A 16317-nucleotide genomic window follows, 5' to 3' on the forward strand; every position below is an offset into this window, starting at 1 on the left:
TCTTTTGCATGCTGATTGCACTAGTTGAATTAGTCTATTTCTCCTACTTTATATTATAGTTTTATTGGAAAGAAAAAACAATAACAAATATTTAGTAAACTACTACTATATATATTTGACCGTTATTTACGCTAAACATCCAACCACATCATGATATGAGAAAAAACGCCTAGCAATATGCCGGACGTTTGTTACCAATTTAGTTGTTCTTCATAATCCTTGATCCATTGTATACAGCTGGCAATACCGTTCATTCGTAGCAAGCAATTCTTCATGCGTTCCTCGCATGATGATTTCCCCGTCCTCCATGAAAAGGATTGTATCCATTTTCTCCATACCCATCAAATGATGGGTAATCCATATGACTGTCTTGTCTTGCAAAGATTGATGGAGCGTCTCAACCAAAGAATATTCTGTCACCGGATCTAACCCTACAGTCGGTTCATCCAAAATAACGACTGGTGTTTCCTTTAGGAGTATTCTTGCAAGCGCAATTCTCTGGCGTTCACCGCCAGAGAAACGCTGCCCTGTTTCCTCCATCTGAGTTTTCAATCCTGCAGGAAGAGACTGTAAATATTCGTGCAAACCTACTTGTTCAGCTACTCGGTTGACGTCTTCAAGGACAGCTTGAGAATCACCCAATTTCATATTATTTTCTACAGTCGTAGCGAATAGATACGGTTTTTGATTCAACACACTCATTACGTCATACACCGAATCTCCATACTGACTAACTGGTTGACCATTGACATGGACGTCGCCTTCTGTCGGCTCGAGTGTGCCAAGCAATAATTGGATCAGTGTAGATTTTCCAGCCCCGCTCTTACCTAGCACTGCAACTTTTTCACCAGGTCGAATGGAAAGGTTAATGTTCTTTACTGCATCCGCTGGTTGATTTTCATAACGATAACAAACATTTTGGAGTTCAATCGTAACATCAAGATGTTCATTCGGCATTTCAAGCGGCTGCACATATTCGGGACTCTGCCGATGTATGCGATCGATACGTTGTAAGGATGCATCATAGGCAGGCATGCGCTCAACTGCATGCGAAACTGGAATCAATCCTTCCAAAATTGGCAATGTCACCAAAGTGAAGGCTGCAATATACGTAGGGAGCAATAATCCATCCGCTGCTTGTTGACCAGCCCACATACCAACTACCAATACAAGAATACCTGAGAAAATCTGAAGTTGTACGGTTCGAGATTGTTGCCAATAAGCAATTTTCTTATCGATTTCGTGACTTGCATGGCTCTCTTTTTGGAAAGCTGATAAGAATTGTTCTTTGCGCCCACTGATAATCCAATCGCGCAGACCGAAGATTCCTTCGGTCATTGTGTTGTACAATTGACTATGCAGCTTTTTAGATTGTTGCTGGTTTTTCTTCATTAAATAAAGAGAAGCCATCGGATAGATGAAGACCACAACTGCAAGACAAAGTGCCATAACGAGTGCGAATTTCCAATCATATACCGCCAGCACGATCACCGAAAAGCTATAGAGGAATAAACCGATGACTGTCGGAAATAGCGTTCGAATATAGACGTCTTGCAAATGTTCGATGTCATCCGCAAGTGTACCGAGTAAATCACCGGTCTGAAAGCGTGAGCGAATGAACAATGCTTGCGGCTCCAACACATGGTAAAGACGAACACGCATATCAGCAATAATCTTCAAAACCGCATTGTGGCCAAGCAACCGTTCCACATAGCGAAGAGCAGCACGCGAAATTCCAAACGTCCGAACCGCTACGATTGGAATATAGACAAGCAAAATTGTTTCGGGACGTTCAGATGTCCTCGAAATCAAATAACCTGAAGTGAATGTTAACATCGCCGCAGACAAGATCGTCAATGCGCCTAAAATGATTGTGGACCACAATGTCTTCTTATATTTACGGACATACGGAAAAATATGATGTTGGTAAAGATTCATACTGCATGCCCCTTTCCGCGTGCTTCCAGCAGTCGACAATAGGCTCCGTCCGCGCCTATAAGCTCTTCATGAGAACCCGTCTCTACAACCTTGCCATTTTCCAGCACAATGATCGTATCCATATCTTGCATCCAATGTATTCGATGCGTCGCAAACACAACGAGTTTATCTTCAAGTAAGGGTAATAACATCTGCTTCAATTCATGCTCTGTCTCCACATCCAAATGTGCTGTCGGTTCGTCAAACAATAAAATTTGGCGACGTTGGAGCAAAGAACGCGCGACTGCAATCCGTTGCTCTTCTCCCCCGCTTAATGAACGTCCGCCTGCGCCAATCCGTTCATCGTAACCATTCGGTAAAGTCGTGATCAACTGATCAAGGCCAACTCTTTTCGCGGCTTCCGTCACTTCTTCTAACGATGCATCGGGCTCATAAAAGCGAATATTATTGATTACTGAATCTGGAAATATCGTTGGGTGTTGCGGAATATAGGCGACTTGATCTTGCCATTCCGCAGTCGACAAGTGAGGCAGCTCTTGCCCATCCAGCAAGCAAGCCCCACCGGTCGGCACTGTGAAACCCGATAATACATCGATCAATGTGGATTTCCCTGCGCCTGAATGGCCAATTACCCCCACTTTTCCGTAACCCTGCATTTTCATAGTAAGACCTTTAAATATAGTCTGTTCTTCCATCTTGACCTCTAGATTTTTCAGCTCTAATGAAGATTCAGCATTCCAGCGTCGAATTGTTTTTTCTAAAACAAGCGATTCTGGCTCAGCCTCTTCTAAAATAGCGTGAATTTGCATACTTGCATCTTTACCGTCAGCGGTTGCGTGAAAATCATTTCCAAGCTCCCGTACAGGAGAAAAATATTCAGGCGCTAAAATCAAAATTGCTAAAGATGGTTCAAGCAACACCTGGCCATTGATCAAACGCAATCCGAGCTCCACCGCTACAACAGCCACCGATAGGCTTGCAAAGAAATCCAATGAAAAAGACGATAGAAATGCGTAGCGCAACGAACGATTGGTCGCGATACGATACTTATTACTGACCGTTGCGATAGACTGCTCATGAGCACGGCTGCGGCCTAAATACTTTAACGTGACGATACCGCGCAATGAATCAACAAAATGTCGTGATAGCAATCGATACGTATCCATCTGGTCATCAATCTTTTTCTGAGAGACCATTCCAATCAGAATTAAAAAAATGATCAAGATCGGCAAAACGATAAGCAATGTGATCGCGGACATTTTATCAAGTGTAAAAAAATAGACCAAAATCACAAATGGAACAATCGCCATTGAGAGAGAACGCGGTAAAAGTAACTCCAAATACTTACGGAACTTTGGAACCCCCTCTAGCCCAAGTGTCACCAGATGACCTGAACCATACTTTCCGACAGCTTGAGGACCGATCGTAAAAATCTTGCGCAGCAATTGCTGTTCGTAATCCTTCGCTGTTCGATCGGCAAATCTATATGCAATTCGCTCCTTCCCCCATTGAATGAGGTGGCGAATGCTGTTGGCAACGATAAAAATCACAAATGACCGAAGTGCAATACTTCCTTCGGCACCTTGGAACAATTGTGTAATGGCTTTCGCCAAGTAAATTGCTTGGAAAACGATGGCAATTGACTGAACTACAGTTAGTAGTCCAATCAACGCCAACACTTGTTTACTTCCTTTATATTGAAGCAAGTATTTATCCATTAGTATTCTAGATGCTCCTTATCACCTGTCAATCGTTTACGGAACACATAATAACTCCAGATTGTATACGCCAAAACGATTGGCACCATAGTAAATGCTACGATCGTCATGATTTTCAGTGAATACTCTCCTGAAGCCGCTTCTGCGATCGATATATTAAATGCCGGATCCATTGTACTGATCATGACGTTCGGGAACAAAGCAATGAAGAAGCTAGCCATGACAATCACTAAGATTAATCCTGTCATGGTGAAACTTAGGCCTTCCCGCTTTGTTTTCAGGAAGAAAAATAATAAACCATACAATACTAGGGCCACGCTGTACAACGGGACTAGAATCGTTCCCCGATCTGAAAATGCACCAGTATCTATATAGGTGAAAACCATGAACAGTACGACAACCACCCCTGTAAGCCCATACACCTTAAGAGCTGCGGAATTGGCTCGCTCCCGCAAGCTGCCTACTGTTTTCAAACCGATGAATAAAAGCCCGTGCAAGTACGACAACATAACAAAAGTGACACCGCCGATTACTGTATAGACATTAATGAAGTCAGTGAATCCTGCATACATATTCATTTCACTGTCAATCGGTAATCCTTGTATCAAACTCGTGAAAAATACACCGAATAGGAAAGGCGGCAGCAAACTTCCAAAGAAAATCGCCCAATCCCAAGTTTTGACCCAAGCTTCCGAGTCACCTTTTCCACGGAACTCAAATGCTACTCCCCTGACGATCAGCGCCAGCAATAGAACAACGAAAGGCAGGTAGTATCCACTGAAGACTGTTGCATACCAATGAGGAAATGCCGCAAACATGGCGCCTCCAGCGGTGATCAGCCATACTTCATTGGCATCCCAGACAGGGCCGATCGTATTGATGATGATCCGTTTATCGGTATCATCTTTCGCCAAAAACTTCGTACTCATCCCGACACCGAAGTCAAAGCCTTCCAAGAATATGAACCCAATAAACAGGACAGCTATCAATATGAACCAAATATCACTTAACGGCATGTCCGGCACCTCCTGTATCAAACGGATCTGTTGCGGAAACATCCGCTTCTGGTTTCTCTTCCGGTCCTCGCTGGATAAACTTTACGAACAACACAACCATGATAATACCTAGGATTGTATAGATTGTAGAGAATGATATGAGCGAAAATAGAATCTGTCCGGCCGAAACGTTCGGTGAAATGCCATCTGCTGTTTTCATCAAGCCATTCACTACCCACGGCTGACGACCCATTTCCGACATAATCCATCCGAACGAGTTACCAATAAACGGCAGGAATATCCCCGCGATCAGTAAACGCAAGAACCAAACCGACTCGGCAATCTTTTTTCGATACATGAGAAACAGTCCTACTGTACCTAGTCCGAGGAGCACGCCGCCCATCACGACCATGATACGAAAACTCCAGAATGTCGTTTTTACAGGAGGAATATAACTGCCTTCTCCGTGCTTTTCAATCATTTTCGCTTCCAGTGCATTCATACCTTCGACTTTTCCTTTGAATTCACTGTACGTCAAGTAGCTCAACATATATGGAATGTCAATGCGGCTAGTCGTTTCACGATTTTCCACATCAATATTCGCAAACAATGTCCACGCAGCAGGGTCTCCACTATCTTCCCATAATCCTTCTGCAGCTGCCATTTTCATTGGCTGTGCATGCATTAGGTATTGTGCTTGAGAGTGTCCGGAGAATGCAATTCCCACGCCAGACAACATGCCGATGACCAATGAAATGGTCAGTGACTTTTTAAAGAAGTCCACTTTACGTTTCTTAATCAAATACCATGCGCTGACCCCTGCTACGAAAAATGCACCGGTTGCGAAACTGCCGAAAACCGTATGTGGAAATGCAACCCATAACTTCTCGTTCAACAGAACGGCCATAATATCATTCATTTCCGCCCGCCCATTTTGCAATACATAGCCTGTTGGGTTTTGCATGAACGAGTTGGCCGCCAATATCCAAAACGCAGACATAACTGTGCCGATTGAAACAAGCCAAATACAAGCTAAATGTAATTTTTTCGGTAACTTATTCCATCCGAAAATCCAAATTCCGATAAAGGTGGATTCCAGGAAAAATGCCAATAATGCTTCAACTGCCAGTGGGGCGCCAAATATATCCCCTACAAATCTAGAATAAGCAGACCAGTTCATGCCAAATTGAAATTCTTGAATGATCCCGGTCACCACTCCGATGGCGAAATTAATGAGAAAGAACACACTCCAAAATTTGGTCATTTTTAAATAGATTTCGTCTTTTTTCACCACATACATCGTTTGCATGATCGCAATAACCAATGCCAAGCCAATAGACAGTGGTACGAAAATAAAATGGAATAGTGTGGTGGATGCAAATTGTATTCTTGCTAATAGAACTTCCTCCATTTTCCATGATCTCCTTTCGATCTTTGTTTCTATTACCTACAATAACGTAGTTCGAAAAAGAGTTCGTGAACAATCTGCGTAGTTCCTGTTACAAAGCTGCAAACTTATGTCCGAATTGTACAGAAGTTATGGCGGCTTTGTAACAACAAGTTCAGACCTTGCGAATTCCTTAAAACGGCTACCTTTATCAGGAAATCAAGGCAAAAAAGTCATATGAATTCGAGTATTGCGTGGCTCTGGTTTTTGTATAACGAAAGAATGTTGTTCTTTGAGACAATTACTTAAGGGAAGGTAATTTGGATGTGCGGCTGGAGTGATTCTTTCGGTGGTGGTTTAGAACGGTATGTTTTTTGGTTCAGACTGGAGGCATTTTAGTGCGATTCAACAAAACTCTGTTCCTTTCTCCAGCTTCCATTGCTCAATAACAAAAGAAAAGGCTGTCACTGAAAGACAATTGCAACTTTCAGTGACAGCCTTATGGGATAATATTTCTCTATAGATTACAACTCGTCCAACACTTCCATCACTTTCTCGTAATCCGGATGGCCTTTATGCAGATATATAATGAAGTGATCTTTTCGTTTGGCTGCTAGGCGTTCATGTTTTGTTTCAGTTGTCACCTCTAAATAGCCCGTTTTGTCGAGTTCTGATAAACGTTCATCTGAAGGTGATAATTTGTAAAGATTAAGGGGCATCAAGGTTTCTTTATTCACTATAAGTGTAATGCCGCTTACTGCTCCGAATAGTTCCACATCTGCTTCCATCGGTTCCCTCACTTCAAAACCTGCTGTTTCTAATTTCTTATGTACCTGCTCAAAAAAAGCTTCATCTGTTAATGCTGGGATTACCACATTTTCCTCCTGCGGCTTATTCACTTCAGGTTTTTCTTCTGATTCATTCTTTTCATCATTGCATGCACTAAGCAATAAGCTGGTAAGTACGGTAAGCAAAACGAACAATCTACTCGTTGATTTCATCGATTAACATCCTTTCTTTCAAACTATTTCTTTTGTTATTATACCTCATTGCAACTTTTTTCGTTAGCCGATACCTTTTTCTAGACAAACAGCAAGCTAAAAATTAAGATATAATATATATCATTTAATAACTTATATCTAACAATAATAGTTATCAGATGATAATTATTATAAATAACTCTTTTCTTTTAATAAATGCTCTGCTATAATGGTAATTGTAGATAACAAAAGAACTGATTGGGAGGAATTTTATATGTCAATTAACGAGAACGATTCTCAAAGAAGAAAGCTTACTACAGCAGCTGGTGCTCCTGTAGTTGATAACCAAAACTCTATGTCTGCAGGTTCAAGAGGTCCGCTTTTGCTGCAGGACGTTTGGTTATTGGAAAAGTTAGCACATTTTGACCGCGAAGTTATTCCTGAGCGACGCATGCACGCGAAAGGTTCAGGAGCTTACGGTACATTTACTGTCACGCATGATATTACGCAATATACGAAAGCTAAGCTGTTTTCAGAGATTGGAAAACAGACTGAGATGTTCGCACGTTTTTCAACTGTTGCTGGTGAACGCGGAGCAGCGGATGCGGAGAGAGATATTCGAGGATTTGCATTAAAATTCTATACGGAGGAAGGTAACTGGGATTTAGTCGGCAATAATACACCGGTATTCTTTTTCCGTGACCCATTGCAATTCCCAGATTTGAACCACGCCGTTAAACGAGACCCGCGGACGAATCTAAGAAGCCCGAAAAACAACTGGGATTTCTGGACTTCCCTGCCTGAAGCGCTTCACCAAATCACTATCATCATGAGCGACCGTGGTATACCAAGATCGTATCGTGAAATGCATGGTTTCGGCAGCCACACATACAGCATGATTAATGCGAACAATGAACGTCATTGGGTGAAGTTTCATTTCCGTTCCCAACAAGGGATTGCAAACTTAACTGATGAAGAGTCTGCTGCAACAATTGCTACTGACCGTGAGAGTGCTCAGCGTGACTTACTGTCCAATATCGATAATGGAAACTTCCCGAAATGGAAAATGTATATCCAGGTCATGACGGAAGAGCAAGCGATGGAAATGCCATACAACCCTTTCGATTTGACAAAAGTTTGGTATAAAAAGGACTTCCCTTTAATTGAAGTTGGAGAATTTGAGCTAAACCGTAACCCAGATAACTATTTTGCGGAAGTGGAACAAGCCGCGTTCACACCAGCTGCGATCGTACCAGGCATCGGTTTCTCTCCTGACAAAATGTTGCAAGGCCGCCTATTCTCTTATGGTGACGCGCAGCGCTACCGTCTAGGCGTCAATCATCATCAAATTCCAGTCAACGCACCAAAATGTCCATTCCATAGTTTCCATCGCGACGGCGCAATGCGTGTTGACGGGAACCACGGTGCTACAATGCATTATGAACCAAACAGCTACGGCGAGTGGCAAGAACAACCTGATTTCAAAGAACCACCACTTAAAATTCATGGCGATGCAGATCATTGGAATTTCCGTGAGGATGACGATGACTACTTCACACAGCCAGGAAAATTATTCAATCTATTAAGCAGTGAAGAACAAGAACGCTTATTCAACAATACTGCTCGTAATATGGGAGATGCTCCTAAAGAAATCAAAATCAAGCATATCCGCCACTGTTATTTAGCAGATCCGAGATATGGTGAAGGTGTCGCAAAAGCATTGGACATTCCAATGGCAGATGTAGACATTGAAAATACTACAACACTCGTCTAAGAATAAAACATATAAAAGCGCTTGGAGTTCATTCTCCAAGCGCTTTTGTCTGAACATTATTTTTCTCCTACGCCATTCAAAATATTAGCGATGATTAATCCTGTAATAATGGCGACCACACTCATGACAAATGGCGTGCCACTTTCAGGGATTCCCGGGAAAATAACAAAAATGGAACCAATAATGAGACCTAGGATGACCGCAAACATTCCGGTATGGAAATGAGTCAACAACATGCGAATAAGTTTACTGCTCACCACAAATCCAACAGCGATTCCGACACCTGTAACTAAAATAATCGGAATATTAAAGTCTGAAATTGCTGTAATAACAGTCGTGTAGACGCCAAGCAGCAATAGCACAAAAGATCCGCTCACACCTGGCAACAACATGGCCATACTTCCTGCCCATCCAGAAAAAAATAATATAACCGCTGTCTTTCCTGTCAGATGTGTGATGAGACTAGGATCCGCCGGCTTAATAAATATGGTAGAGGCAAGTCCTGCTGCCACAACTAACATTAATATTATATGGTGAAACTTAAAACTTTTTCTCAATCCTGCCTGCTTGGAAACAAACGGAATTACGCCTACGATCAACCCTAAGAAGAAATATTGAGTAGGTTCATGATAATGCTTCAATAAATAAGAAATTACTTTACTGAATAAGATAATGGTCGCACCCATCCCAATGCCAAGTGGAAGCAAGAATCCAATATGCTTTTTCCACTCTCTGCTGAAAAATCCGCTTATCGAGATAAGCAATCGATCATATATTCCTAATATGAAAGCAATTGTTCCACCACTCACACCTGGGATCAAATCACTGATTCCCATTAAAAACCCTCGATATAAATTTTTCCACTCCATGCGTATTGTTCCTCCAATAAAATTCATTCCATACAGTATATCACGCAGTCAACTGTTAATAACATGACACCATTTTTCTTTAATGCTCATTTGGACTGATATTCTTACTGTATGTCCATCCTCTACTAAATAGGACTAGTACAAAACAAAAGTTGTTCCATTGTTAGAAGTAAAACAATGAAACAACTTTAAATTAGTAATTTTCTAATTCAGAAACGGTTACAAATGAATAACCTTGAGATTGCAAGTAAGCCATAACGGATTCCAAACCATCTGCTGTTGCTTTATGGATGTCGTGCATCAAAATAATGCTCCCATCACGGGTATGAGCTTTCACTATTGCTAATAGTTTTTGAGGATTGTGATGTTTCCAGTCCAAGGTGTCAACATCCCACATTACTACAGGTAAATTTGTAATAGCTCGCACACGATCATCGACTGCGCCATATGGTGGTCTGAAAACAGTTGCGGGTTGTCCGATTACTTCTTGAATGATATCCGTAGTCCCCTGTACTTCGTCATAGAGCTTTTTATCCGGTACTTTTGTTAACGAAGGATGGTTCCATGAATGGTTGCCTAGTTCGTGACCAGCTTCGGCAACCTGCTGTGCAATTTCCGGATAATATTCAACGCGGCTTCCTAACATGAAAAACGTCGCTTTTGCATCGTATTTCTTCAGTGTCTCAAGAATTCTTACAGTGGATTTCGGATCAGGACCGTCGTCAAATGTGAGTGCGACTTTTTTGCCCTCAGACTTTTCAGCGACCTCCACTTGATACTCTTCAGCTAAAAATGGATTTAACTTTTCTAAGGGGACTTCCACAATTGCCGGGCCTGCTGACTCTTCCGTAACAACGCCTGCATCATAATAAAAAATGATTTTGTCGTCAGTCAAAGAAAAATTACGATAATTTTTCCATAAAGGTTCCGTCGGCGTCCAGACATTTTCCGCTAGGAGTATGTCTTTGAATTCAGGATTTTGATAAATATGATCACGAACTACTTTAGCAATCCGTTTTAGTTTTTCAACGTCTCCACCAACCAAGTCCGTCATCTTAATTCCTTTACCTGTTTCTGGCTTGATATGGAATGTACGAATCTCTGTCTGGCTATCACTTTCACTCGTTGAAATTGTTGTCAGCATAACGAATGAGTAGTTCCCTGACTTATGCTGTACTGTTTCAAATGAAATATTCAATTCTTTTGGTGTTGTACTGTTTTTATCCGAATCAGATTTCAAATAACGAGTTTTCCATTGATCTATGTACTCCAATATCTCGTCATTAAAATCTGTAAACTCGGTTTGAGGGTACTGGATTGCAAACGGATTATTTGGATCATTGGTAGTTTCAGTGACAATTTTTACGCCTGGAAAATTTGAGTCGCTTGAGTCGACCAATATTTCCGGCTTCGTCTCTTTTTTTGATTTATTTGGAGATGCATTTGTCGACCGGTCAGATGTGTTAAATATTAACAGTAATGCAATGGCTGTCATTGCCATGATTGCACTTGAAAACGCAACATCGATCCATAGCGAACGGCGTTTTCTCTTTTTGAACTTCATAGAAAGACTCCTTTTTTCGATATTTCTTAATCTTTGAAACTACCTAAAATTGCTTTATTCAGTTTGATCGGACAAATCTCTTCTGTATACAGTCAGCTATGGTAGATTTATAGCGAAAACTAAAAAAATATGTCTATTTATTAGTATACAATAAATTTATAACTAAACAAGAATTTGATAGAATCTCTCAATATTTTTTCATTAAGTAGATTGGGCAATCCCCTGAAGATATACTTTTCCTGAAATCGGATTTATGGTATAATATCCAAGGCCCGAATCTTGCAAATCCGGGTGTAAGGGGAACTTACCCTCTCCTTTGATACACACCGATCTCGGCTGTTATCTATTGCAAAGAGAAAACAGAAGGCGGTAATTAAAATGGAAAAGAATGAATATCGAGTATTGTTGTTTTACAAGTACGTCCACGTGGAAAATCCTGAGGAATTCGCTGCTGAACATCTGGCATTCTGTAAGGAAACTGGACTAAAGGGACGAATCCTAGTTGGTGAAGAAGGTATTAACGGAACATGTTCAGGAACAATTGAACAAACTGACGCGTACATGGAACATATGAAAGCTGATCCGCGTTTCGCTGATATTTGGTTCAAAATCGATGAAACAGACGGTCACGCATTCAAAAAAATGCACGTACGACACCGACCGGAAATCGTTAACCTCAGCTTACCTGATGATGTCAATCCTTTAGAGTTAACTGGTGAATATTTGGAGCCTGAACAATTTTTAGAGCAGATGCAAGACGAAAACACAGTTGTTCTGGATGCCCGTAACGATTACGAGTATGACTTAGGCCATTTTCGCGGAGCAATCCGTCCAGATATCGAAAACTTCCGTGATTTACCTGAGTGGGTTCTAGAAAATAAAGAGCAATTGGAAGGTAAGAAAATATTAGCTTATTGTACAGGTGGTATCCGATGCGAGAAATTTACTGGTTGGTTGAAGCGCGAGGGCTTTGAAGACGTGGCGCATTTACATGGCGGTATCGTTTCGTACGGTAAGGACCCTGTTGCAAAAGGACAGCTTTGGGATGGCCAGTGTTATGTATTTGATGAGCGTATCGCAGTTCCGATCAATCAAGTGGAGCATGTGGTTGTCGGCCGTGATCATTTTGACGGCACGCCATGCGAACGCTATGTGAATTGTGCGAACCCGGAGTGTAATGCGAAAATCTTATGTTCTGAAGAGAATGAACATTTCTATATGCGCAGCTGTTCGGATGAATGTCGTGTACATCCACGCAATCGTTATTTTGTGGAACACGATTTAACGGTTGATGAGTTTAACGATCGCTTAGCTAAAATTGAAGCGTTACGTTCAGAAGAGACAATTTCATGATTGATTGAATAGACAACAGCCAACTTCCTAAAGTGGAGTTGGCTGTTTTTCTATTAACCACGACTTTTTCAACAATTTCTTCTTTCCATTTTACTCCTTGGAACTTAACCTACCTTTGCCTTTTCATAAGAAAGGCATATTGGATTTCCGCTTATAGGGCATTTCGCGAAAAATGGGTGAATATCAAAAATTTCATTTAAGTAGTGGGCAGTCATGACTTCTGAGACTGTTCCTTCTGTTACAACTTTTCCATCTCGCATAGCAATCAAAAACTGCGAAAACCTTGAGGCGTGATTTACATCATGAAGGACCATCACGATCGTTTTATTTTCTTCGCTATTTAATTCTTTTAATAGCTCCAATACATCTAACTGATGCGCCATATCTAAATATGTGGTCGGTTCGTCTAAGATTAAGATATCTGTATCTTGTGCCAACGCCATCGCAATCCACACTCTTTGCCTTTGACCTCCAGACAATGCTTCAATCGGACGATCAGCAAGCTGCTCTAAATTAGTGCTTTTTAATGCCCATTCCACCATCTTTTTATCTTCAGACGTAGTCTTTGCAAAATAGTTTTGGTGCGGAAACCTCCCATATGTAATTAACTCCTGAACTGTCAAACCTCCTGGCGCTGCAGCTGTTTGTGGCAAAACCGCCAACTTCTTCGCTATTTCTTTGGAAGGCGTTTCGTGTACGGATTTCCCATCGATATAAATTGCTCCTTGTTGTACTTTTAAAACCCGGGAAATCGTCTTAAGCAAGGTAGATTTCCCACAGCCATTTGGTCCAATAATTGTAGTGATTTCTCCACTAGGTATGTTGACACTAAGATCGCTGATGATTAATTGCTCGCCATACCCTACTCGAATGTGGTCGATCCCTATCATTTTTATCACCTCTATGTTATTTATAAAAAAAGCGCATTGCTTCGCTGAATATCGCGGGAACTATGGACATATGGTTTTCTCCAACTGGAGAGGTAAAAGAAACAAAATCAGGATGATGAGCTTTTAATCTCTGATAAAGCATTAGGCTATTTTCGAACATATCCCCTTTTTCTACCTTTTCCGCTGCAATGTACAATTTTTTATTTGGAAAAAGACAGGTTTTTCGTTCATGAATTAAAATTTCTCGATCATTCCACCAGATAGACGGACTGCAACATAAATAATTTCTAAACAGTTCAGGTCGTTCAAATAGCGCATATAAAACAAACAACCCGCCTAATGAATGGCCGAATAAAATTTGGTTATTTAAATCAACAGGTACCTGCTTGGTAACAAATGGTTGAATCTCTTCTTCCAATAAATCTAAAAATTCTTTTGCTCCGCCATGTGCCGGCCATGAAGTACCATCTGGTTTATCAGGCAATGAACTAGCGGGATAAGAAGGAGTAAAATCGTATACACGCAAGGCGGGAAATACTTCGTCTAGCTCATATCCAATGCTCACGATAATCATTGGAGAAATATAGGTTTTTTCAGCCCTCCGCCACTGCAGCTTCAATATTTCTTCGCACATAGTTCCATAAGCATTGCCATCTAGAATATACAATACCGGAAAGCCTGTTGCAGGCACTTCTTCATTTGGAACCGACACAGTTATTTTATAAAAATGTCCCGCTAAAGGGTGCCGAAATATCTTTTGAATATTTCCTTGCATCCCCATCACCTCCTTATCAATTCACTACATCGATCTCGTTGAACGCATCAATAAATATACAAAGTATGGAACTCCGATTATGGAAATGACAATACCTACAGGCAACTCTGCAGGCGAGAAAATCGTTCGCCCTATCCAATCCCCAATTACTACTAACAGAACTCCGACCACCCCACTGATCGGCATGACATATTGATAATGGATGCCTACCAAGCGTCTTGATATATGAGGTGCAATCAAGCCAACAAAGCTAATACTCCCTGAAACGATGACACTGGAACTGATTAAACCTACTGCCCCCAAAAGAAGAAGGAGCCGAACTCTATTTGCCCGTAATCCAAGACCAACCATTGATATTTCATCTAATTGCAGCAAATTCAATGTACGCGAATTCCATATGAGAAAAGGTACCACGATGAGCAACCATGGGATGATTGAATAGATCTGTTCCCATGATGCGCTGTAAATACTTCCTGACAGCCAGACCGTAGCCATTTCAAAATCTTGTGGGTTCATCTTTAATGAAACGAAAAGTGTAAGTGCACCAAATCCAGCATTTATGGCAATTCCTACCAATATCAAACTTTTTGGATCGAGCTCTCCACGGTTTCTAGAGAACATAAAGAGGAATATAGCAGCGAGAACCCCGCCCAGCCAACCAAATAACGACATACTGAAGATAGACTGCCCGCTCATGCCGACTACATTACTTTGTACAATAAACATATAGCAAACTACTGAAAAACCGACAGCAGCTTGTATCCCTAAAATACCGGGATCCGCTAATTGATTTTTTGTAAGACCTTGCAAGACAGCACCGACTATACCTAAAGCGCAACCTACAAAGGCAGCAATAATAATACGCGGGATGCGAAATTCATAAATCACAAGTTGATCATCCGGATTTTCATTTAGTCCAAACAGAGTGCGGATGATCTCAAAATGAGTCAATTGGATAATTCCAGTTGCCAAGCTCATGTACATGACCAGTAGCACTAACACTAAACCAAGAAAGAAAACAGTGGTAAAACGTCTTGATGCCGCGCGTCTACGCATGTTGTTTCCCTCCCTTTATTCGTATTAGATAAAGGAAGAAAGGAACACCGACTAAAGCAGTCATCACACCTACAGGGGTTTCGAAAGGCGGGTTGATCAATCTGCTGGCAATATCTGCCCAAGCTAAGAAAAATGCGCCTAAAACTCCAGCGAAAAAAATAATTCGCTTATAATCTTCGCCGACTAAAAATCGAGCGATATGCGGAATGATTAAACCGATGAATGTAATTTTCCCAACCATCGCTACGGAGATTCCAGTTAAGAGCGCAACACTCAATATGGTCAGAAGTTTAATTTTAAGAAGATCGATTCCCAATCCTTGTGCGACTTCATCTCCTAAGGAAATAGCCGTGATGGATTTACTGACAATCCATGCGATGATGAGTCCAATGAGTGCAAACGGTATTGACCATTTAATAATAATTGGATCGATTTCATGCAGGCGAGAATTGTACCAATAACTAATATTTTGTGAGACTTGAAAATATGTAGCGAGCGCTTGCGACACTCCGTTTAGGAACATGCCAAGAATTGTACCGATAATCGCTAAGGAAATCGGTGATAACCCATTTGGAATCAAACTAGCGACACTGAATACAAATAGAAGCCCTAGAATAGATCCGACAAATGAATAGAGGATCAATGTTAACGGCGTGGCATTCGGCATAAATATCATACTTAACGTAATCACGAAGATAGACCCATCTGAAACGCCCATAATGCTAGGAGATGCAAGAAAGTTCCTTGTCATCCCCTGCATTAACGCTCCCGAGATAGCAATAAATAACCCTACAAGGAGTGCACCCACCACTCTTGGAATTCGAGAATTTCGTATGATCAGATGATCCATGTTTGAAAAATCTGCATGGAACATAGCTCTCCAAACAGTTGATACGTCATAATTTGTCGCCCCATACATAACAGAACAAATCATTGTAACGATTAAGGCAGGCGGTATGACGATCAGTAATAGGGTAGGTTTATTTCTTATCTTCGACATACATATAGCTCCTATTTT

Annotated in this window: 13 protein-coding genes; 2 read left to right on the forward strand and 11 right to left on the reverse strand. The window is 41.2% G+C overall.

The window, feature by feature from the left end:
- Positions 1-210: 210 nt before the first annotated feature.
- The 5 genes from cydC to MKY93_RS10550 all read right to left on the reverse strand — a co-directional run bounded on the left by cydC (position 211) and on the right by MKY93_RS10550 (position 7039).
- Positions 211-1938 (reverse strand): thiol reductant ABC exporter subunit CydC, encoded by a 1728-nt coding sequence (gene cydC / locus MKY93_RS10530; protein WP_340759026.1) that lies wholly within the window; start codon positions 1936-1938, stop codon positions 211-213.
- Entirely contained in the window at positions 1935-3656 is a 1722-nt protein-coding gene (gene cydD / locus MKY93_RS10535) for a thiol reductant ABC exporter subunit CydD (protein ID WP_340759027.1), read from the reverse strand. Before cydD ends, cydC begins: the two co-directional genes overlap by 4 nt.
- Complete coding sequence (cydB, locus tag MKY93_RS10540; protein ID WP_340759028.1) at positions 3656-4672, reverse strand: cytochrome d ubiquinol oxidase subunit II; 1017 nt, start codon at positions 4670-4672, stop codon at positions 3656-3658. Before cydB ends, cydD begins: the two co-directional genes overlap by 1 nt.
- Positions 4659-6062, reverse strand: coding sequence for a cytochrome ubiquinol oxidase subunit I (locus MKY93_RS10545; RefSeq protein ID WP_340759029.1), 1404 nt, complete (start codon positions 6060-6062; stop codon positions 4659-4661). The genes cydB and MKY93_RS10545 overlap by 14 nt, the downstream gene beginning before the upstream one ends.
- A gap of 500 nt (positions 6063-6562) precedes the next feature.
- Positions 6563-7039: a hypothetical protein gene (locus MKY93_RS10550; protein ID WP_340759030.1), complete on the reverse strand. Its 477-nt coding sequence runs from the start codon at positions 7037-7039 to the stop codon at positions 6563-6565.
- Between the two features lie 253 nt (positions 7040-7292).
- On the opposite strand from MKY93_RS10550, the gene MKY93_RS10555 reads away from it, so the two are divergent.
- The gene (locus MKY93_RS10555; protein WP_171805924.1) at positions 7293-8792 is read left to right on the forward strand and encodes a catalase; all 1500 of its coding nucleotides are present in this window, start codon (positions 7293-7295) and stop codon (positions 8790-8792) included.
- Positions 8793-8848: 56 nt separating this feature from the next.
- Here MKY93_RS10555 and MKY93_RS10560 read toward each other — a convergent pair whose 3' ends face one another.
- Both MKY93_RS10560 and MKY93_RS10565 read right to left on the reverse strand, forming a co-directional pair.
- A complete protein-coding gene (locus MKY93_RS10560) occupies positions 8849-9661 on the reverse strand; it encodes a DUF368 domain-containing protein (protein ID WP_040759238.1) in 813 nt (270 codons plus the stop codon).
- Positions 9662-9854: 193 nt separating this feature from the next.
- A complete protein-coding gene (locus MKY93_RS10565; protein WP_340759031.1) occupies positions 9855-11225 on the reverse strand; it encodes a polysaccharide deacetylase family protein in 1371 nt (456 codons plus the stop codon).
- A 378-nt stretch (positions 11226-11603) separates the two neighbouring features.
- On the opposite strand from MKY93_RS10565, the gene trhO reads away from it, so the two are divergent.
- Positions 11604-12578: an oxygen-dependent tRNA uridine(34) hydroxylase TrhO gene (gene trhO / locus MKY93_RS10570; RefSeq protein WP_340759032.1), complete on the forward strand. Its 975-nt coding sequence runs from the start codon at positions 11604-11606 to the stop codon at positions 12576-12578.
- A gap of 104 nt (positions 12579-12682) precedes the next feature.
- Here trhO and MKY93_RS10575 read toward each other — a convergent pair whose 3' ends face one another.
- Genes MKY93_RS10575 through MKY93_RS10590 form a run of 4 tightly spaced genes read right to left on the reverse strand, consistent with a single transcriptional unit; the run spans position 12683 to position 16299 of the window.
- Positions 12683-13474 (reverse strand): ABC transporter ATP-binding protein, encoded by a 792-nt coding sequence (locus MKY93_RS10575; protein ID WP_340760929.1) that lies wholly within the window; start codon positions 13472-13474, stop codon positions 12683-12685.
- A gap of 10 nt (positions 13475-13484) precedes the next feature.
- Entirely contained in the window at positions 13485-14243 is a 759-nt protein-coding gene (locus MKY93_RS10580) for an alpha/beta hydrolase (protein WP_340759033.1), read from the reverse strand.
- Between the two features lie 24 nt (positions 14244-14267).
- Positions 14268-15299, reverse strand: a complete 1032-nt coding sequence (locus MKY93_RS10585) for a FecCD family ABC transporter permease (RefSeq protein WP_340759034.1) — start codon at positions 15297-15299, stop codon at positions 14268-14270.
- On the reverse strand, positions 15292-16299 hold the full coding sequence (locus MKY93_RS10590; RefSeq protein ID WP_340759035.1) for a FecCD family ABC transporter permease: 1008 nt from the start codon (positions 16297-16299) through the stop codon (positions 15292-15294). Before MKY93_RS10590 ends, MKY93_RS10585 begins: the two co-directional genes overlap by 8 nt.
- Positions 16300-16317: the final 18 nt, after the last annotated feature.

Origin of the sequence: Sporosarcina sp. FSL W7-1283 (assembly GCF_038003105.1) — a bacterium.
Taxonomy (GTDB): Bacteria; Bacillota; Bacilli; order Bacillales_A; family Planococcaceae; genus Sporosarcina; species Sporosarcina newyorkensis.

Coding starts and splice junctions, on each gene's coding strand:
- MKY93_RS10590 (WP_340759035.1), bottom strand. CDS start 16,299: ATGTCGAAGATAAGAAATAAACCTACCCTATTACTGATCGTCATACCG.
- trhO (WP_340759032.1), top strand. CDS start 11,604: ATGGAAAAGAATGAATATCGAGTATTGTTGTTTTACAAGTACGTCCAC.
- MKY93_RS10550 (WP_340759030.1), bottom strand. CDS start 7,039: ATGAAATCAACGAGTAGATTGTTCGTTTTGCTTACCGTACTTACCAGC.
- MKY93_RS10560 (WP_040759238.1), bottom strand. CDS start 9,661: ATGGAGTGGAAAAATTTATATCGAGGGTTTTTAATGGGAATCAGTGAT.
- MKY93_RS10580 (WP_340759033.1), bottom strand. CDS start 14,243: ATGCAAGGAAATATTCAAAAGATATTTCGGCACCCTTTAGCGGGACAT.
- cydB (WP_340759028.1), bottom strand. CDS start 4,672: ATGCCGTTAAGTGATATTTGGTTCATATTGATAGCTGTCCTGTTTATT.
- cydD (WP_340759027.1), bottom strand. CDS start 3,656: ATGGATAAATACTTGCTTCAATATAAAGGAAGTAAACAAGTGTTGGCG.
- MKY93_RS10585 (WP_340759034.1), bottom strand. CDS start 15,299: ATGCGTAGACGCGCGGCATCAAGACGTTTTACCACTGTTTTCTTTCTT.
- MKY93_RS10565 (WP_340759031.1), bottom strand. CDS start 11,225: ATGAAGTTCAAAAAGAGAAAACGCCGTTCGCTATGGATCGATGTTGCG.
- MKY93_RS10555 (WP_171805924.1), top strand. CDS start 7,293: ATGTCAATTAACGAGAACGATTCTCAAAGAAGAAAGCTTACTACAGCA.
- MKY93_RS10545 (WP_340759029.1), bottom strand. CDS start 6,062: ATGGAGGAAGTTCTATTAGCAAGAATACAATTTGCATCCACCACACTA.
- cydC (WP_340759026.1), bottom strand. CDS start 1,938: ATGAATCTTTACCAACATCATATTTTTCCGTATGTCCGTAAATATAAG.